The sequence below is a fragment of the Flavobacterium chungbukense genome (assembly GCF_020805785.1).
Lineage (GTDB): Bacteria > Bacteroidota > Bacteroidia > Flavobacteriales > Flavobacteriaceae > Flavobacterium > Flavobacterium chungbukense.
Genome location: NZ_JAJGZV010000002.1, coordinates 588,468 through 608,711, shown reverse-complemented (window position 1 = coordinate 608,711; position 20,244 = coordinate 588,468). Strand labels below are relative to the sequence as shown.

The following is a 20,244-nucleotide window of genomic DNA, read 5'->3' as shown; positions in this document are numbered from 1 at the left end:
ACTTTGTGATTAAACTTGAAACTTGAAACAAATTTATTTAGCCCCACCATTAAATTCATTGATAATATTTACGGCTTCATTTAAATACGGATTTGTTTTAAGATTGTCCATTTGATATTGATTAATCGTTTTGTCTGTTGGATAGGCGCCTAATAAGAACTGATTAACACTAGAATTGTAAACATCTAACGGATTATTTTCATCATTAAAAGTATTAATCTCTGTCCAAAGTGCATCAAAAGTTTTTTTCTGTTTAAAAATAGCATCTAATGTCATCGGAATTTCAGATTTTGGAGTATTTATAAGCTGATCTATTTTAAGATTAATTTTCTTGATGTTACTAAAGAAATAATTATCAGAAAGTCTTGCAGTGCTGTTTTTTGCGATTTTATCAATCAGATTTCGTTTTACATATGTTTTATATTTCAAGAATGGTTCGATAGTGTCGTTTTTCATTGCTGTTGAAAAATCAGCTTCTTTTTGATAAATATCTTCGTAAAATTCAGGCAGAACGACGTCTGGTTTTACACCAAGATATTGATGGCTTTTTCCTGTAATTCTATAAAATTTATTAATTGTAATTTTTAAGAAATCAGTATTTTGCTCATCAAGCGGAAGAATAGTCTGCATGGTGGCTTTTCCGAGTGTTGTGCTCCCTAATAATAAAGCTCGATTGTAATCTTGCATGGTAGAAGCGAAAAACTCACTCGCAGAAGCCGTATTGCTATTGACTAAAACAACAATTGGTCCTCTATAAATTACGCCTTTAATAGGGTCGTTAATAACTGCTTTGTCTTTTTTATTGTCAACTACAATAGATATAGGTCCAGAGTCTACAAACATTCCTGCCAGTTTTATGGCTTCCTCCATCGAACCGCCGCCATTGTCAATTAAGTCAATAACAAGCCCATTCATGTTATCTCTTTCCAATTTTATCACTTCGCGGGCGACGTCATCAGCACAGCCTTTTTGACTATTTCCATCTAAATCGGCATAAAAACTAGGAATTTTGATGTATCCAATTTTACTTTCCTTACCAATCATAAAACTGAAAACTGAATTTTCTTCGTCTTTCATGACTTGTTTTTCAATATAAACATCAAAACTCTTTCCTGAATTGCGCTTTAAAGTCAGCGTGATGTGTTTGTTAGTTTCCGATAAAATCATGGTTGAGATGGACTCTAACGAAGCACAAGAAACCTGTAACGTTTCTTTTTGATTGGAAATGGAAATAATCTGATCTCCTTTTTTTACTTGTCCAGTTTGGTACGCAGGACCTTTCGGATCAACTTCGTCAATGATGATTTCATTCTTTTCATTCAAATTCACAGTCATTCCCAGTGACAAATGTTCTTTAGATAAAGAAGCCATAAAACTGTTTTTGGAATCATCACTAAAATAGACAGTATGCGGATCAAAATAAGTGCAGAAGAAATTATATAATTTTTCTTCCTGTTTAGTATTGCTATCAATTAAAGTGTTAAAACGGCAAATCTCATTGGTCAGAATCTTATTTTTAGAAATTGCTTCAACAGATTTAAAATTGGTTTTTAAAGAATCTAAATTGTCGCTCATTTCGGCGATATCATCTAATATTTGATAACGTAATTTTTTAATCCAGACTTTTTCTATATCTTCTTTTTTAAGATAAAAGGCAAAAGATTTTTTATAAAAGCGAATGGTGTCTTTTTTCGCGTAATCAATTGGTTGTGTCTGAATTTTTTCTAACACTTTTTTAGTTCGTAAAAGGCCATTAACATAAGTTGCTTTGATATTGTTAAGAAAACTGCAATCATTTTTTAGAATTAAATCATCTAAATTATAGCGATATTTTTGAGCCAATTCATCGTATTCACTTTTTAGTAAAATATTGCGCGAAGGATCTAATTCGTTAATGAGGTTATCAAAAACGAAAACCGATAAGCTGTCATCAACAGGTTTTGGTCTAAAATGTTCCGCCTGAACAAGAGCATTTATTTTGTTTAATATTTCACAAGTTTCTGCACTGTTCTGACCAAAAATGAAAGTTGATGTCAGCAAAAAAAGGAGTAGTGAAATCTTTTTCATAAACGGAAATTCAATGTTTATGATTAAAGTTACACTAATTTTTTTAGAAAATAACTTATTTTAATTGAAATATCGACAACCAAAAGTTTTTTCCGTTGAAACGACAAATATCAAAATAGAGACTTTTAAACGAAAAAAGCATTACTTTTTAAGGTAATGCTTTAGTTGAAAATATATTAGTTAAAAAATTACTTTTTGTAAAAAGGTAATTTCACCACTTTAGCCGCTACATCATTTTTTCTGATTCGGATAAAAATATCACTGTCGACAGCGCTATTTGCAACAGTTACATATCCTAAACCAATTCCTTTATTCATAGAAGGTGACATTGTTCCAGAAGTAACAATTCCGATAACTTCTCCAGAACCATCCACAATTTCATAATCGTGTCTTGGCACCGCACGCTCTTGCATTTCAAAAGCAACTAATTTTCTAGTAACACCAGCTTCTTTTTGTTTTTTAAGCGCTTCAGAATTTGTAAAATCTTTAGTAAATTTCGTAATCCAACCTAAACCAGCTTCAAGAGGAGAAGTCGTATCATTAATATCATTTCCGTACAAGCAGAATCCCATTTCTAAACGTAAAGTATCACGAGCCGCAAGACCAATTGGTTTAATTCCGTATGAAGCCCCAGCTTCAAAAACTTTATTCCAAACTTGTTCTACTTCATCGTTTTTACAATAAATTTCAAATCCTCCAGAACCAGTATAACCTGTAGCAGAAATAATTACATGCTCAATTCCAGCAAAATCACCAACTTCAAAATGATAATAAGCAATTTCAGATAAATTTACAGAAGTTAAAGCCTGCATAGCCTCAACCGCTTTTGGTCCCTGAATTGCCAATAAAGAATAATCATCAGAAAGATTTTTCATTTCAACACCCAAATCATTGTGCGAAGAAATCCAGTTCCAGTCTTTTTCAATATTAGAAGCATTTACAACTAGTAAATACTGCTCTTCTTTCATTTTATAAATAATCAAATCGTCAACAATTCCTCCTTCATTGTTTGGAAGACAAGAATATTGCGCTCTTCCAATTGTTAGCGTCGATGCATCGTTAGAAGTAACTTTCTGAATCAAAGCCAACGCATTTGGACCAGTTAACAAAAATTCACCCATATGCGAAACGTCAAAAACGCCCACACCATTACGAACCGTTTCATGTTCAGCATTAACTCCTTCATAAGTAATAGGCATGTTATAACCAGCAAAAGGAAGGATTTTTGCTCCTAAACCTTCATGTATGTGCGTAAGCGCAGTATTTTTCATTGTGTTGTTTTATAAAATTGTTCTGCAAATCTATTCAAAAAATATCTAATTTGAATACCATAAATTATAAATTTCGCAATAATTAGGAGCTATTTCCTGCTATCCGCTATATCTTTTTGTTTTTAAAGAAAAAACAAAAAGGATGCCGCTACTATCAGGGCTAGAGGTGATCGTTATAAAGAAACGTTTATGTCTTCGATTTTTTCTGTAACTTTAATCATAAGTATGATCTTTTATAAAGTTACGTTCTCACAATCAGCTATGTTTGTTAAAAACAAGTGAAACGCCTTTATCCACAAAGAAAAGCTATCCCGAAGCGTCGGGACTATGTGTTTAAAAATTAACCGCAACAAGTAAAGAAGCCAAATGAAGTCTCCATATTTAATCACAAAAGAAGAAATTCTAAAAATATACAAACCCGTAAATCAGCACGCACATAAAGGAACACAAGGTCACGGCGTAATTATCGCTGGAAGTTATGGCAAAATAGGAGCAGCTGTTCTGGCTTCAAAATCCTGCCTAAAATCAGGTTGCGGACTTGTAACGACTTTTATACCCAAATGCGGTTATCAAATTCTTCAAATCTCTATTCCTGAAGTAATGACAGTTACAGACGAAAACACCAATTTCATTACGAATATTCATTTACCGCTAATTCCGCAAGCCATTGGAATCGGACCAGGAATAGGAAAGGAGCTAGGAACACAAAAAGCCTTATTCGAATTCTTAAGAATCAATAAATCACCTTTAGTTCTTGATGCTGATGCCTTAAATATTATTTCAGAAAATTTGTCGTGGCTAGAATTAGTTCCAGAAGACACGATTCTGACACCTCATCCAAAAGAATTAGAACGTTTGATTGGAAAATGGAATTCAGAAGCTGAGAAATTTCAAAAAACAATTGCATTTTCGGAAAAATACAAAGTCATTATTGTCATGAAGGGCGCTCCAACATTCATTATTAATAGAACTTCCGTCTACCAAAATACTACAGGAAATGCAGCGCTTGCAACCGCAGGAAGCGGTGATACCTTAACCGGAATCCTGACAAGTCTTCTTGCACAAGGCTACGAAGCCAAATATGCCTCAAAATTTGGAGTTTATCTTCACGGTTTAACTGCCGATCTTGCTTTACCCAAAACCGGTTATGAATCTTTTATCGCCTCAGATATAATCAAGAACTTAGGGAAAGCTTTTTTGAGTTTAGAAGTTTAAAAGTAAAGTTTGTAGGGAGTATTTTTAACGCAAAGTACGCAAAGGTTTTTCGCAAAGTTCACGAAGTTTTTTTTTGAGTTTGCTTTGCTTTTTAAAGTTCTCAAAGCTTTATTTTCATTTTTGTCATCCTGAGCGAAGTCGAAGGAACGCAAGGATATTCCTTAAAGTTAATTTGTTTTATAGCTGTGAGATTTTAATGCAAAGTCCGCTGAGTTTTTTTAATCTCGCAAAGGCGCAGAGTCGCAAAGTTTTATTCTCTTTTTTGTCATCCTGAGCGAAGTCGAAGAAACGCAAAGGTATTCCTCACAGTTAATTTCTTTGTCGAGTTACTTGCGTCCCTTCGACTTCGCTCAGGGTGACAAGCTGGGTGTTATACTTGATAATAAAACCTTTGCGTACTTTGCGTTAAAAATCTCACCCCAATAAAAAAAAATCTAAAATCTAAACTCTAAAATCAGAAATCTAAATTCGTAAGTTTGTAATATCAAAGATTAGGAACTTAGCAACTCAGTTCCTTAGCATCTTAGAATCTTTAAAAAATGAAAAACAACTTCGATCTCAGAACGGTAAACGTCATGCGTTACATTACGCCGCTGCGCGAAGGCGGATCTTTACCCGCTTTGGCAGAAGCCGATGACGATTTTAAATACGTATTAAAATTTAGAGGAGCTGGACACGGCGTAAAAGCCCTTATAGCCGAATTAGTAGGCGGACAATTAGCAAAAGCCTTAAAACTACAATTACCAGAATTAGTATTCGCAAACCTCGACGAAGCTTTTGGAAGAACCGAAGCCGACGAAGAAATTCAAGATTTGCTGCAAGGAAGTCAGGGATTAAATTTGGCACTTCATTTTTTATCAGGTGCGATTACTTTTGATCCTGCGGTGACAACTGTAGATGCAAAATTAGCGTCGCAGATTGTTTGGCTGGATGCTTATATTACCAATGTCGACAGAACATTCAAAAACACAAACATGTTGATTTGGCATAAAGAATTATGGCTGATTGATCACGGAGCGTGTTTGTATTTTCATCATTCTTGGAACAATTGGGAACAGCATGCTAAAAGTCCGTTTGCATTGATTAAGGATCACGTTTTATTGCCGCAAGCATCACTTTTAAAAGAAGTCGATGCTGAGTTTAAAGCGATTCTAACACCAGAAATTTTAGAAGATATTGTAAATACGATTCCAGAAGATTGGTTGCAATGGGAAGATGCAGACGAAACTCCTGAAGGATTGCGAAATGTTTATTTACAGTTCTTAAAAACAAGATTAGAGAATTCAGAAATATTTGTAAATCAGGCTCAAAATGCAAGATAACCACTTATACGAATATGCTGTGATTCGTGTTGTGCCAAGGGTAGAACGCGAAGAATTCCTGAATATCGGAATCATTTTGTTTTGCAAAAAAGCCAAGTTTATAAAAGTTCTTTTTCATTTAAATAAAGAAAAAATACAAGCACTTTCTAACGATTTTGACATAGAACAATTAGAATGCAATTTAACTTCACTAGAAAAAATCGCAAACGGAGCCAAAGACGGCGGTCCAATTGCTGAATTTGAAATTCCGGAGCGTTTTCGCTGGTTAACGGCAATTAGAAGTTCGGCAATTCAAACGTCAAGACCGCATCCGGGTTTGTGTGGGGATTTGGAAAAAACGATTCAGAGATTGTTTGAGGAACTTGTGCTTTAAACCATATAAGTTATATAAGATAATTTAAGATTTAGCTTAAAAAGAATCTCGCAAAGTCGCAAAGTTTTATTTTTCATGCATTAGTCCCCAATCTTGTCATTTCGAGGAACGAGAAATCTCCACAAGTAACTCCGTAAAGAGAATCCAATCTTTGTAGAGCTTCCCACGGAGATTTCTCGTTCCTCGAAATGACAAACTTTATGGTTGCGTTGTGACAAACTTCATGACTTTGCGGGATTAAAAAAAGTTAGCGTCTTCGTGCCTTCTTAGCAAACAAAAAAGCAAAACCATATAAACAATATAATATAATTTAAGACTAATGCTTAAATAACTTATATCACTTATATGGTTTAAAAAATAAAAACTAAACTAACTCATATTTTAAAACGAACCGCAGACATTTCCGCCTAAAGTAGCTCCTGCATTTGCAGAAATATCAGCTTTAACCGCAGTTTTAGCCAATTTTAAGATGGAGTAAGGAGGAGTAAAAGCAGTACCACTTCCAACCTGAGTTCCTGTTACACTTGTAAATACGTTATCAGTAGAAGTAACAGCTGTATAACCTGACATTAGATCTATTGGATTTTTTACACCTTCAAAAACGTTGCTTTCTACACGAATATCAGCTTCAAAACCTGCTGCAATACATTTGTTACTTACCGCACTGTTAAAGAAACTGTTTACAATATGTACTTTTCCAAAACGAACTCTTGGCATTCTTTCTTTACAGCCTGGAGCCCACCAACATCTTGCAAAAGTGATTCTCAATTTACCACGATCGGCAGTTGCACCATCGCTTGAACCAATTAAATTTGAATATCTATGATCATCTGATCCACCAGAACCGCCTGCTTTTGGAGGTTTTAGATAGTGAAATTTAGAATACGTAACCGAAATATAATCTGATTTGTTTTTGATGTCGAAGTTTCCGTCAACACCATCTCTAAATTCGCAATGATCTACCCAAACATTTGTACACTCGTCAAGAATTGCATTATCCCATCCGTCAGTGTCGTAAGCACCAGGACCTTCAAAAATCAAGTTTCTGATGATGATGTTTTTACATCTTTTAATGTTGATAATTCCAGAACCATCTTTAGTCTGATTCGTCGAAACCAATTTTGCTCCACTTGCCCCATAAATTGTTTTTCCAGTTTGATCTTGAAAAGACAATCTTGTTGTAATTGTGATCGTTCCAGAGACTTTAATCACTTTTACAGAAGTGTTCTCAATAGCCGATTTCAACTGAGCATAAGTAGTAACGTTAGTTTCGGCAGCAGAGCCACCACCTGTTGTCCCTCCGTTTTGAGAAGCCCATCCTGGGACTTCAGCACAGTTTCCAATTTTACCCGTTGGATTCGTTGAAGGTGTTTCAACGGTTGATTCGTTGGTTTGAATCCCTGCTTCTGTGTTTGAAGCGATTTCTTCAGAATTACATGCTGTAAATCCGAGAATCAATGTTGCTGCGAACATTGAAAGTTTTGATTTTAAGTTCATAATAAGTTTGGTTATTTATAAAAATTTTACAACACAAAACTCAATATAATATGTAGGAAAAAAGTTGAACAAGTTCAAACTTTTACAAAAAAATCTACGAAATGTATTTTTTTAACACTTGTAAATTTACAAAAATGCATAAATAGCGTATTTTTACGTAATCGATTACATTGGTTAAGCCCCTAATTAATGATGAAGCGATAAACAAACTTATTCCTTAAACAAAAACCACAAAAATGTACAACCTACTAAGAAAAAACATTGAAAGGAAAATTCCGCTCACGGATGAAGAATGGGATATTATTGTCTCTAAAGCAGAATTGATCAAGCTGAAAAAGAATCAGTTTTTGCAAATTCAAAATTCACAAAATAGTTATGAAGGATTTATTTTAAAAGGATCATTTAAAACCTACATTCTAAACGAAAACGGAACGGAAACGGTTATTTTCTTTTCTTTCGAAAACGAATGGATGTGCGATTTAGAAAGTTTCTATCACCAAAAGCCCACTACATATAACATTAAAGCAATTGAAGACAGTGAAATAGTGGTGATCAATAAAATGCAAAAAGCATATTTGTTTGCTGTAATTCCGAAACTTATTAAGTTTCATGTCCTGATGATCGAACGAGCCAATGTTGCTATTCAGCAGCGGCTTTTAGATGTGCTTAACAAGACCTCCAAACAGCGTTATCTCGATTTTAAAGAGCGTTATCCGCAAAAAGTAAGTTCGATAAATAATAAGAATCTGTCTTCCTACTTGGGGGTCTCGCACGAGTTTCTTTCGAAGATAAAAAGAACGGTTTCTTGATTTTTTTTAGGTTCAAAGGTGCAGAGTAACAGAGTAACAAAGTAACAAAGTTACAAAGTTACAAAGGTTTTCTGTAGAGACGTGATGAAGTGAACTTCTGATTGCTAATTGCGATAAAAAAAATGAAAAGATTTTTGTTTCACGCAGATTTTGCAGATTCTGGCAGATTTAATTTAGTAAATAATTTATTTTAAATCTGCTTCAATCTTTTTAAATCTGCGTGAAAAATCTGCGTGAAAAATCTCTGTGAAACCTCTGCGAATCTCTGTGGTAAAACTCTCAAAGTAGTTTCTCCATATATCTAAACTCCAAAGGTTCATCAGAAACCGTAACATGAATTTCACTTTCAGGGAAAGCCTCTCTTCCGCCTGTATCCGCATAACCATGACGTTTGTACCACGCAATAAGTTCCTCACGAACCGAAATAACTGTCATAATTATGCTAGATAAACCCAAAGTTTTAGCATGATTTTCAGCTTCAGCCAAAAGCTTTTTTCCGATTCCACTATTTTGAAGTTCAGGCGAAACCGTTAGCATTCCTAAATACAATTGAGGGCCTTTTTCAACCAATAAAACCGAACCAATAATTTTATCGTTTTCTGTAAATTTCAGAATCGTATTTTTTGGATCAAGAAAGATTTCGGTGATTTCTTGTTCGTTGGTTCTTTTTCCTTCTAGTAAATGCGCTTCGGTTGTCCAGCCTTTTTTAGAAGTTTCGCCTCTGTATGCTGAATTTATTAAGGTTGTTAATGCAGGAATGTCCTCGAGTAATGCTTTTGTAATCATGGTAATACAATATATATATATTTTCCAATTAATATTTTGGAATACTGTTTTTTGTCTTTTGAAGTAATTGATTTTCTTTTTCGATTAATTTTTCAAATGGAGCTTTATTTGGAAGATGTTGCTTTTGATATTGTTCAATAAGCGGAATAGTTAAAACAATTTTTAAAGTGTTATGATAATCTTTAATCTCCATCTTTTTTTGATTAATAGTCTTTGTTAGATTCTCTAAATCAGATTTTTGAGTGGTATATTTTTCTTCGCTTTTTGTGATTAGATTTAACATTTTCTGCTTCATTACACTATCTTGTATGCTATTAATATGCCTACTTGCAGATGCATAATAATCTTCCGATTTTTCATCGTAATTATAAAAAATATCGTTTGTATCTCTTGTTTTCAGTTCTTTTAATTCATTTTCTAGATTTTTCAGTTCAGGAGATTTGTCTACAAGTTCCTGAAATAAGTCTTCGATTAAATCATTACCGCTTTTAAGTCTTCCTAAATCAATAGTTTTTTCCTCGAAAGCTTTTGGTTCTTCATTGTTTCTATGAACGGTTTCATTTTTTTTACAAGATATCAAGACAATCAATGAAAGGAAAGCGATTTTTTTTAGCATAGTTTTAAATTTCAAGTTGAACAAAAACGAATTGAACAAAAACGAAGCTACAAAAACTTCTTGATTTCTTGCAATCTTTATAAAAATCGATAAAAAAATATTAAAAAACCTTCATGTTGTCTGAGGTCTCATGCTGTGCGAAGTCTCCCGACTTCGTACACGCTTCTATATTCCGTTCTAATATATTGTAATTTGCGTTGAGGCTAATTGGAACGGGTGCGAAGTCGGGAGACTTCGCACAGCGATTGTGATACTTTGTAGAGCGGGGATTACAATTGCAATTGCACTTTTAATCCTTTAGATAAAGTAGTTGAACTTTATGAACGTTTGGTGCAAGCTGAAAAAGATAAGGTTGAGTATTTGGAGAAATTATTGAATGGGAAATAATCCTTTTTTGAAGATATATTAAATTGAGAAGAGACCTTTGACGAGGTCTCTTTTTTATTTAAGATTAGGGTCTTTGTACAAAATATCAGTTACTTTTTTAATTTCAACAGCCATTTCCAAATAAGGGTTTATATTTTTAAATTCCTCCTCTTGAAAATTGCAATAGAAATTAATCTTAGTAACTAAATCCATAACTGCTTTAACGCTTCCTTTATTAAGATATACAGTGTTGCGTACAAGAGCGTTATTTAATAAAGTAAGAGTTTCAACTGTTCCTTTTGCATCTGAACTTCTTTCAAGAAATGGATTATTGTAGATTTTTTGTTCTAATTCAAATCTATAATCAATAAGTATCTTGTTTAGTTCATTGAACGCTCGAGTTTTATTTTGATATAGAATTTCTATTCGCTTTGATCGATTTGAAAGCTTATGAGTTACATAACCAACTATTATTCCGCTAAGAATTGGCGAAAATATAGCAAGCCATTTGAAAATTTCTAAATTGTTCATTAGTTTGGTTTTAACAAATCTAACAATAAAGTATCATGCTTTTTATGATGTAAAATTTAATCTACTCTGTTAGTTCATGCGTCCAGTTCGTGACTTTCTAATTTTTAATTTAAAAATCTTTGTGTTCACGGGCGGTACGATTGTGCTAGCAGGTGGCTTATTTTAGAATGCTTTTTTACTGTATGTAATATCGTCTTTATACTCATAATCTACTTTTGGATAAAATCGTCTATATGTGAAATCATAATATTGACTTCCTGGCAAATTTTTAATTAAATTGTAAGTGCTTATAAATTTATATTCTTCTAATTCTATATTTTCTGGTAAATTCTGCAAGTCAACGGTATATTCCCATTTCATGCCAAGTGATGATAGACTATTGAAAAACAAAATAAATTGCTCATAAGTAGAAAGTTGAGCTCTAATCGTTTTTGCATAAAAGTATTTTTCATCTTTTGACAAATAATTCTGTAATGATAAATACTTGAACGTTTGGAAAAGGTGTCTAAAATAATGTCCAAGTCTATGTTGGTGTCCACCGTAAAATTTTTCGCTATTTAAGTTTAGATATAACTTTGTTTTTTCTTCATTAAGATTTATACTTGTAGGTTTTCTATTTTTTATATAAACGTCTTCAAAGATTATCCTCATTTGATTTACTTCATAATTTTTAAATTTTTTCCATTCGGTAAAAGCATCTGTATTTTCTTCTTTAGGCTTTAGTTGCAAAAAAGTTTTAAGCCGAAGGATAAATTCCTTTTCATACCTATTGTAAAATTTATGAAGAATTATAGTTTCACTTTCTTTCGAAACGCCAAAATAAAATAGGCAAAAAGCTATGTCGATATATGCTAACTCATTAACTGTTGCTTTGCAATTATTACTTTTCCTTATTTTTTCTAATTCGATTTTATAATTTGGTTTAAAAATTTCAATTTCAGGATACATTTTCGTGAATCTCTTTACTTCGTGAAAGCATTCAAGAAATTCCTGAACAATTATTCTAAAAACTTTCCTTGATTCAGAAGTTTCTATTTTTGTTTTGTAAAATTTGGTATATTTTAATTCACTTATATTTTCTCGATGCAAATGTATTAACTCATATATTTTTGTTTCGAAACTTTGTTTTAAACTTGATTTTCTTTGTTCATTTAATGTTAAGTATAGAAAATAAAATGCAGCGCCATTTATTATAGTTCCTAAAAAACCTCCTATAAAGTCTCCAAATTGTCCTGTAACTGTAAAATCTAAATTCTTACCCCAAATCCAATATCCATTTATTGTTGTATTAATCAAAAAATAAAGCATTGTAAAGCCAACAAAAATGATTAATGAGATTGTTAAATTCTTAATTGCATTATCACTCATAGTTTTCTTTAATATTTTTTTAGAATTGTGTGCTACTTACGTCTAACACAAAAAAATAAACTTTAGTTTATTGGTGTAATCTAATTTAGTCTAGATTATCAAAAGTTAATTTCGTTTTCTTATATTCAAATATACTTGTTTTTTCTTGCCAATTTTTAAATTTTATAGCAAATGATAAAAATTACATTTTACGTTCGAAGTGTTCTGAAATAAAGGTTTAGGAAAATAAAAAAGGCTGAAATAATATCAGCCGTTTACATAATATATATTGAAAGATAAATTGGCTATCCCAAGAAACTCTTCAATTCCTCATAACTCCCAATCTTCACACTAACTTTCTCCTCATTAATAACACTCTTAATTTGCGCTGGAATCGGAAGCGTAATTCCCAAAGCAGGTTCAACAACATCTAAGAATTTAATAGGATGCGCCGTTTCTAAGAAAATACCAATTGCGTTAGGGTGTTTTTGAAGTTCTTTTTTCAAACCTAAATAACCAACAGCGCCGTGCGGTTCTGCGATATAACCGTCTGTTTTGTAGATTTTCTTTAGCGCTTCAAGCGTTTCTTCGTCGGTATAACTATAAGAAGAAAAGTCTTTTTCGAAAGCTTTTAAGTCATTATTATACAATTCCTGAATTCTAATAAAGTTGCTAGGGTTTCCAACGTCCATGGCGTTAGAGATTGTTGCTTTAGAAGGTTTTGGATCGTATTTTCCGTTTTCTAAGAATCTTGGTACGGTGTCGTTTACGTTTGTAGAAGCAACAAAATGCTCAATTGGCAAACCTAATTTCTTTGCCATAATTCCGGCGCAGATGTTCCCGAAGTTTCCGCTTGGGCAAGAGAAAACTAAAGGTTTGTTTTGGCTTTTCAATGCTTTGTAAGCAAAGAAGAAATAAAACATTTGTGGTAACCAGCGCGCAATATTAATTGAGTTCGCCGAAGTCAAATTTTTATGCGCTAAAGTTTCATCTAAAAACGCTTTTTTCACCATATCCTGACAATCATCAAAAACACCGTCAACTTCAAGTGCTTTAATGTTTTGTCCTAAAGTTGTCAATTGTTTTTCCTGAATATCGCTCACTTTTCCTGACGGATATAAAATGACAACATCAACGCCGTCAACACCAAGAAATCCGCTGGCAACGGCTCCGCCTGTATCTCCAGAAGTGGCAACTAAAACAGTGTTTTTTGCGTCTTTTTTATCTTTATTGAAATAGCCTAGACAACGCGACATAAAACGCGCTCCAACGTCTTTAAACGCCATTGTTGGCCCGTGGAATAATTCTAACGAATAGATTCCGTTTTCAACTTTCACCACCGGAAAATCAAAAACTAAAGTATCAGCGATGATTTCTTTTAATTTATCTGCAGGTATTTCATCGCCAACGAATTGTTTGATCGCTTCAAAAGCGATTTCTTCGTGGCTTAAACTTTCAATTTTATCAAAAAATGCAGGATCTAAAGCTGTTATATTTTCTGGAAAATATAATCCTTTGTCACTTGCTAATCCTTGTATAACAGCTTCTTGAAAAGAAACTTTTGGGGCATTATGGTTTAAACTGTAGTATTTCATTATTTTAGTGATTAGTTATTAGTCTCTAGTGATTAGTCTTTAGTTTTTGAAGCTAAGGACTAATCACTAAGTACTAGTTACTTATTTTACAAAATTCTTACGCCATCCGGATTAATTTTCGAAACATGAATTTCATATGGCAAATTCATTTTTTCGTAAACGTCGCTCATGGCTTTTGCGATTTTTTCCGCAGTTTCTTTTCCTCTGCTTAAAGCGAAAATCGACGGACCAGAACCTGAAATTCCAGAACCTAAAGCGCCGTTTTCGTAAGCCGTTTGTTTGATTTGATCAAATCCTGGAATTAAAACGCTTCTTAAAGGCTCAACGATTTCGTCATGAAGCGAACGTCCAATTAGTTCGTAATCTTTTGTGTAAAGACCTGCAACCAATCCGCCCACATTTCCCCATTGCATGATGGCGCTTTTTAGGGAAACGTTTTGTTTTAAAACCGAACGTGCGTCAGAAGTTTTCAATTCAATTTGCGGATGAACCACAGTTGCGTACAATTCCTCTGGGCTGTCAATTCTGATAATATCAAGAGGCGCATAACTTCTTACCAAAGTAAAGCCGCCTAAAAGGGCAGGAGCAACGTTGTCGGCGTGTGCGTTTCCGCTGGCTAATTTTTCGCCCTGCATCGCAAACTGAACCAAATCTTTACGAGAATACGGTCTTCCCAATAATTCATTAATTCCGAAAACCGCTCCCGCAGAACTTGCAGCACTGCTTCCAATTCCGCTTCCTGCTTTTATGTTTTTATAAATTTCGATTTCGAATCCAAAATCCAATTCGTCCAAAGTTTCCAACATTGCTAAAGCTGCTACTCCAGAAACGTTTTTCTCGGTTTCCAAAGGCAAATCGGCACCCACAATTTTAGTGATTCGAACTCCTTTTTGATCGACTTTTCGAACAATCATTTCATCGCCCGCATTGTCTAAGCAAAGTCCAAGTACGTCAAATCCGCACGAAAGATTCGCGATAGTTGCCGGGCAAAATAGTTTAATTTGTGTCATTTGTTAATAGGTTCAAAGTAGCAAAGTGACAAAGTAACAGAGGCTTTACTACTTATTGTTTTTTTAAGATTCAAAGTGAAAAAGTGACAAATTGACAAAGGAAAAAACTTTGAACCTTTGTTTCTTTGTTACTTTGTCACTCACTAAACGTTTCCAATTCTAATAACGTCGGCAAAAATTCCTGATGCTGTAACAGCTGCTCCAGCTCCGGCACCTTTGATCAATAAAGGCTGATCTACGTAACGATCTGTGTAGAACAATACAATATTGTCTTTTCCTTCTAAATTGTAAAAAGGATGATCTTTTGGAATGAATTGCAGACCTACGCTTGCTTTTCCGTTTTCGAATTGCGCTACGTATTTCAATCTTGAATCTTTGGCTAAAGCTTCGCTGTAAATACCTTCAAAATGAGCAGCGTGTTTGATTAATGAAGCAAAGAAATCTTCGTTGTTTGTTGTTGCTAAACAATCTGCTGGTAAGAATGATTCATTTGCAATGGCATCAATATCCATTTCGTAACCGCTTTCGCGAATTAGAATTAATATTTTACGAGCTACGTCGATTCCGCTTAAGTCGATTTTCGGATCTGGTTCTGTGAAACCTTGAACTCCAGCTTCTTTTACCACATCGTGGAAAGAATTGTCTTTATCGAAATTGTTGAAAATAAAGTTCAAACTTCCAGATAAAACGGCCTGAATTTTATGCACTTTATCACCAGATGCAATCAGATTTTTTACGGTATCTATAATTGGTAATCCCGCACCAACATTCGTTTCAAACAAGAAAGGAGCGTTGTATTGGCGAGATAAATTTTTTAATTTTTTATAATTGTCATAAGCAGATGAACAAGCAATTTTGTTGCAAGTTACAACCGCAATACTTTCTTTTAAGAATTTCTCGTATGCCTCAGAAACCGTTGCGTTTGCTGTAATGTCCACAAAAATACTGTTACGTAAATTTAGGTCTTTTGCTTTTTTAATGAATTCTTCAATACTAGCTGGTTCGCCTTCGCTTAAAGCGGAATCCCAATTTTTTAAAGAAATTCCATCTTCATCAAAAATCATTTTTTTGGAATTTGACAAAGCAATAACACGAACGTTAATCTTTAAATTATCTTTCAAGAATTTCTTTTGGCTGTGAATCTGCTCGATGAATTTCTCACCGACATTTCCAACTCCCATTACAAATAAATTCAACTGTTTCGTATTTTCTTCGAAGAAATTCTCGTGTAGCGTATTCAACGCTTTTTTAACGTCTCTTTCGTTAATTACAGTCGAGATGTTTCTTTCAGAAGCACCTTGCGCAATCGCACGAATATTTACGTTGTTTTTTCCTAAAGTAGAAAACATTCTTCCGCTTAAACCTTGGTGATTTTTCATGTTTTCACCCACCAAAGCAATAATGCAAAGATCTTTTTCTACATAACAAGGATCGATTTTGTTTTGCGAAATTTCAATCTCAAAAGCTTTGTTAATTGCATTTTCAGCATTTTCAGCATCAGAATTTAAAATTCCGATACAAATAGAATGTTCAGAAGACGCTTGAGTAATAAAAATAACGTTGATTTTTTCCTGAGACAATACTTCAAACAAACGTCTAGAAGAACCTGCAACTCCAATCATTCCTGGACCTTCAAGTGTTAATAACGAAATATGATCAATATGGCTGATTCCTTTTACAACAGTATCATTTGATGAAATTTGATTTGAAATTAAAGTTCCTATAGCTTCTGGCTCAAAAGTATTTTTAATTAAAATCGGAATGTTTTTTCTTAAAACAGGCTGAATCGTTGGTGGATACAAAACTTTAGCACCAAAATGCGACAATTCCATCGCTTCCTGATACGAAATGTTTGCAATTGGTTGTGCTTGTTTTACAATTTTTGGGTTTGCAGTAAACATTCCGTTTACGTCTGTCCAGATTTCAAGTTGTTCTGCATCGATTGCTCCTGCAATAATGGCAGCAGTATAATCAGATCCGCCACGTCCTAAAGTAGAAGTGATTCCGTCTAAAGTTTGAGCAATAAATCCAGGTAAAATATTGATTTGAGATTTGTTTTCAGCGAAATATTCTTTAATTAATTGATTAGAAACTTCGAAGTTTACAACTGCTTTCCCAAAGTTATTATCTGTTTTGATTAATTCACGACTGTCTTTGTAAACGGCGTCGCTATTAATTTGCTGATAGGCTTTCGCAATAATAAAAGAAGAAAGCAATTCTCCGAAACTTAAAATGGTATCGGCAGTTCTTGGAGATAATTCTCCCAATAAGAAACAACCGTCTAATAAAGTTTCTAAATGATTAATGATTCTTTTTACGTGACTCAATAAACTGCTTTGCTCACTAACCGGAATTAATTCTTTTAAAGTGTCAAGATGTTTTTTCTCAATTTCTGCAACAACATCTCTAAAACTTTCGTCATTTGCAGCCGCTTTTGCCGCAGCCAATTGCAGTAAATCTGTTACTTTGCTTAATGCAGAGACTACAACAACTACTTTATCCTTTTCGGCTTTTTGTTTGACAATTTCAAGAACGAGTTTTATATTTTGAGCATTGGCTACCGAAGTTCCGCCAAATTTTAATATTTTCATTTTGTGATATTTTTTAATAAGGTGCAAAGATTTTGAGTAACAAAGGTTCAAAGGTTATTTGCTGTGAACTGAAACTGAAAACTGTGACTATTTTTTTGTTGTAAATGTTTTTTATGTATCCAATACCTTTCTTCTTTTAAGAAAAAAGTATAGATAACCTGGATTATATGTAAAAATGTATACCCCTAAGGGGTAGTAGTTGTTGTAGTAGAAATAATGGTAACAGCAATTGCAACTCGAGTTGGAGTTGTCATTGAAGATGTATATTTTGTGCTGTTACTTTTCATTTTTGATTTTCCAAAAGTACATTTTTTAAGCAGGATTAAAAACTCTTATTGCCTTTTTGCGAATATTTTAATAATTCAAATCTCAAAAAATCAATATTGAGTATTTGTTAAAATTAGATAAGCTATATTGAGGTTTTGACATATTTTAGGATTCTTTTTTTAGATTTAAAACCAATACAATGAATTGATTTTTAAGGAAAAACTGGCGATAGAATGGATATAAGGATAAATTTTAGTTTTATGAAATAAATAAAAGAGTTCAAATACGCAAAGGCGGATTTTAATTATTGTGATAAATTGTTGCTTTTTAATATTGATTTGTTGAATTTTGATGCCTTAATTTAAAATAATCATGAGAGAGATTCATTATATAAGTACTGAAACCATAACTTTAGAAACGTTACAAGAAATTTTAAGTAATAATAAAATGCTTGAACTATCTGAAGAAGCTAAGGTAAATGTTCAGAAATGTCGTGATTATTTAGATAAAAAAATGGCAACGCACACAGCTCCAATTTACGGAATCAATACTGGTTTTGGATCTTTATATAGCGTAAAAATCTCAAATGAAAATTTATCTAAACTTCAGGAAAATCTAGTAAAATCTCACGCTTGCGGAACAGGAGAAGAAGTGCCTGCCGAAATTGTAAAAATGATGCTGTTGCTTAAAATTCAATCTTTAAGTTATGGATATTCTGGAATTCAGTTGGTAACCTTACAGCGTTTGGTTGATTTTTATAATAGTGATATTCTTCCTATAATTTATACACAAGGTTCACTTGGCGCTTCTGGAGATTTGGCACCTTTGGCACATTTATCTTTGCCTTTGATTGGAGAGGGAATTGTTCTTTTTGAAGGTAAAAAAGTTGCTTCTGCTGAAGTTTTAAAGCATTTTAACTGGCAACCAATCGTTTTGCAGTCTAAAGAAGGTTTGGCTTTGTTAAACGGAACGCAGTTTATGAGTGCTTACGGAGCTCATATTTTAATTAAAGCGTATAAATATTCTTATTTGGCAGATTTAATCGGAACTATTTCTTTAGAAGGTTTTGATGGAAGAATTGAGCCATTTAACGAATTGATACATTATATTCGCCCGCACAAAGGACAAATTGTAACGGCTCAACGAATTACGGAATTCTTAGAAGGAAGTGAAATCATAACTCAAGAAAAAAAACACGTTCAAGATCCGTACTCTTTCCGCTGTATGCCTCAGGTTCATGGCGCTTCAAAAGATGCGATCGACTATGTCCGTAAAGTATTCAAAACAGAAATCAACTCAGTTACCGATAATCCAAATATATTTATAGAAGCCGATCAGATTATTTCTGGTGGAAATTTCCACGGGCAGCCTTTAGCTTTGGCTTTAGATTTTATGGCAATAGCTTTGGCTGAATTAGGAAGTATTTCGGAGAGAAGAACGTATCAGTTAATTTCGGGATTGCGTAATCTTCCAGCATTTTTGGTTGATAATCCAGGGTTAAATTCTGGTTTGATGATTCCACAGTATACTGCAGCAAGTATTGCGAGTCAGAACAAGCAATTAGCTACGCCTGCAAGTATTGATAGTATTGTTTCAAGTAACGGACAAGAAGATCACGTGAGTATGGGAGCAAATGGAGCTACAAAAGCCTTACGAATTTTAGATAATTTAGAGCGTATTTTAGCGATTGAATTGTTGAATGCTTCACAGGCAATTGCTTACAGAGAGCCACTAAAATCAAGTGATTTTATCGAAATGTTCTTAAATAGTTATAGAGAAGTTGTGCCTTTGGTGAAAGAAGACAGAATCTTACATAATGATATAGAAAACACGGTTTTATTTCTTGAGAGTTTTCAAATTGAAAACGATTTGTTAACAATGGCTTAACACTGAAACGTGTTATTGAAGGTAATTTTGCGCTATCAAAAATAAAACAATGTCAATAAACAGTATTTTCCAATTTTTAGTGCCGAAAGACAAAAAATTCTTTCCACTTTTTGAAGAGGCTTCAAGCAATTTAATTGAATTAGCTTCTAACTTACACGAAGCTGTAAATTTACCTTTAAAAGAAAGAGAAATTCTTTTTCAAAAAATTGACGAATTAGAACAAAAAGGAGAAGACATCACACGTCAGACAAACCTTGAGTTAAGCAGAAACTTTATTACTCCATTTGACAGAGAAGATATTCACACGTTAATTACTTCGATTGACAACGTTGCCGATTACCTTCATGGTGCTTCAAGCCGTATGAGATTGTATCAGGTTGATAAGATTACAAAATCTATCAGAAAAATGACTGAAATCAATCTTGAAGCGTGTCAAAATATTGATAGTGCTGTAAAAGAATTGAGAAATTTACAGAACTTTAAAGTTATTAAAGATGCTTGTTCTAGAATTAATAAATTAGAAAACAAGTCTGATAACGTATATAACAAAGCAGTTTTTGAAATTTTTGAAAACGAAACAGATGCTAAAAATATTATTAAATATAAAGAAGTGTTATCTGTTTTAGAATCAGCAACAGACAAATGTAAGAGTGTTGCGAACATACTAGAATCTATTTCTGTAAAACATTCTTAA

16 protein-coding genes and 1 pseudogene are annotated in these 20,244 nt (G+C 33.4%); 7 read left to right on the top strand and 10 right to left on the bottom strand.

Annotated elements, in window-relative coordinates; all coding sequences use genetic code 11:
- Positions 1-33: 33 nt before the first annotated feature.
- Entirely contained in the window at positions 34-2,067 is a 2,034-nt protein-coding gene (locus LL966_RS07885) for a S41 family peptidase (protein ID WP_229352161.1), read from the bottom strand.
- A gap of 188 nt (positions 2,068-2,255) precedes the next feature.
- Complete coding sequence (gcvT, locus tag LL966_RS07880; RefSeq protein ID WP_229352158.1) at positions 2,256-3,338, bottom strand: glycine cleavage system aminomethyltransferase GcvT; 1,083 nt, start codon at positions 3,336-3,338, stop codon at positions 2,256-2,258.
- Between the two features lie 366 nt (positions 3,339-3,704).
- Here gcvT and LL966_RS07875 point away from each other — a divergent pair, with 366 nt between their 5' ends.
- From LL966_RS07875 to LL966_RS07865, 3 genes are all read left to right on the top strand, one after another.
- Entirely contained in the window at positions 3,705-4,553 is an 849-nt protein-coding gene (locus tag LL966_RS07875; RefSeq protein ID WP_229352149.1) for an NAD(P)H-hydrate dehydratase, read from the top strand.
- Between the two features lie 539 nt (positions 4,554-5,092).
- On the top strand, positions 5,093-5,875 hold the full coding sequence (locus tag LL966_RS07870; RefSeq protein ID WP_229352146.1) for a HipA family kinase: 783 nt from the start codon (positions 5,093-5,095) through the stop codon (positions 5,873-5,875).
- A complete protein-coding gene (locus LL966_RS07865; protein ID WP_229352144.1) occupies positions 5,865-6,248 on the top strand; it encodes a DUF3037 domain-containing protein in 384 nt (127 codons plus the stop codon). The genes LL966_RS07870 and LL966_RS07865 overlap by 11 nt, the downstream gene beginning before the upstream one ends.
- A gap of 381 nt (positions 6,249-6,629) precedes the next feature.
- Here LL966_RS07865 and LL966_RS07860 read toward each other — a convergent pair whose 3' ends face one another.
- The gene (locus tag LL966_RS07860) at positions 6,630-7,745 is read right to left on the bottom strand and encodes a pectate lyase family protein (RefSeq protein WP_229352143.1); all 1,116 of its coding nucleotides are present in this window, start codon (positions 7,743-7,745) and stop codon (positions 6,630-6,632) included.
- A 236-nt stretch (positions 7,746-7,981) separates the two neighbouring features.
- Between LL966_RS07860 and LL966_RS07855 the strand changes: the two genes are divergently transcribed.
- Positions 7,982-8,554 (top strand): Crp/Fnr family transcriptional regulator, encoded by a 573-nt coding sequence (locus LL966_RS07855; RefSeq protein WP_229352141.1) that lies wholly within the window; start codon positions 7,982-7,984, stop codon positions 8,552-8,554.
- Between the two features lie 279 nt (positions 8,555-8,833).
- Here the strand turns inward: LL966_RS07855 and LL966_RS07850 are convergent, their stop codons facing one another.
- Positions 8,834-9,340: a GNAT family N-acetyltransferase gene (locus LL966_RS07850; RefSeq protein ID WP_229352139.1), complete on the bottom strand. Its 507-nt coding sequence runs from the start codon at positions 9,338-9,340 to the stop codon at positions 8,834-8,836.
- 28 nt (positions 9,341-9,368) lie between these two features.
- On the bottom strand, positions 9,369-9,956 hold the full coding sequence (locus LL966_RS07845; protein ID WP_229352137.1) for a hypothetical protein: 588 nt from the start codon (positions 9,954-9,956) through the stop codon (positions 9,369-9,371).
- A gap of 273 nt (positions 9,957-10,229) precedes the next feature.
- Here LL966_RS07845 and LL966_RS07840 point away from each other — a divergent pair.
- A pseudogene (locus tag LL966_RS07840) lies at positions 10,230-10,343 on the top strand (transcriptional regulator); the annotation flags it as partial.
- 54 nt (positions 10,344-10,397) lie between these two features.
- Here the strand turns inward: LL966_RS07840 and LL966_RS07835 are convergent.
- The 5 genes from LL966_RS07835 to thrA form a co-directional block, all read right to left on the bottom strand.
- Positions 10,398-10,853, bottom strand: a complete 456-nt coding sequence (locus LL966_RS07835; protein ID WP_229352135.1) for a hypothetical protein — start codon at positions 10,851-10,853, stop codon at positions 10,398-10,400.
- 162 nt (positions 10,854-11,015) lie between these two features.
- A complete protein-coding gene (locus LL966_RS07830) occupies positions 11,016-12,221 on the bottom strand; it encodes a putative phage abortive infection protein (RefSeq protein ID WP_229352132.1) in 1,206 nt (401 codons plus the stop codon).
- A gap of 284 nt (positions 12,222-12,505) precedes the next feature.
- A complete protein-coding gene (gene thrC, locus LL966_RS07825) occupies positions 12,506-13,795 on the bottom strand; it encodes a threonine synthase (protein ID WP_229352130.1) in 1,290 nt (429 codons plus the stop codon).
- An 86-nt stretch (positions 13,796-13,881) separates the two neighbouring features.
- The gene (locus LL966_RS07820) at positions 13,882-14,805 is read right to left on the bottom strand and encodes a homoserine kinase (protein ID WP_229352128.1); all 924 of its coding nucleotides are present in this window, start codon (positions 14,803-14,805) and stop codon (positions 13,882-13,884) included.
- 143 nt (positions 14,806-14,948) lie between these two features.
- Positions 14,949-17,396, bottom strand: a complete 2,448-nt coding sequence (gene thrA, locus LL966_RS07815; protein ID WP_229352126.1) for a bifunctional aspartate kinase/homoserine dehydrogenase I — start codon at positions 17,394-17,396, stop codon at positions 14,949-14,951.
- A 639-nt stretch (positions 17,397-18,035) separates the two neighbouring features.
- Between thrA and hutH the strand changes: the two genes are divergently transcribed.
- Both hutH and LL966_RS07805 read left to right on the top strand, forming a co-directional pair.
- Entirely contained in the window at positions 18,036-19,550 is a 1,515-nt protein-coding gene (gene hutH / locus LL966_RS07810) for a histidine ammonia-lyase (protein WP_229352124.1), read from the top strand.
- A 49-nt stretch (positions 19,551-19,599) separates the two neighbouring features.
- On the top strand, positions 19,600-20,244 hold the full coding sequence (locus LL966_RS07805) for a DUF47 domain-containing protein (protein ID WP_184164697.1): 645 nt from the start codon (positions 19,600-19,602) through the stop codon (positions 20,242-20,244).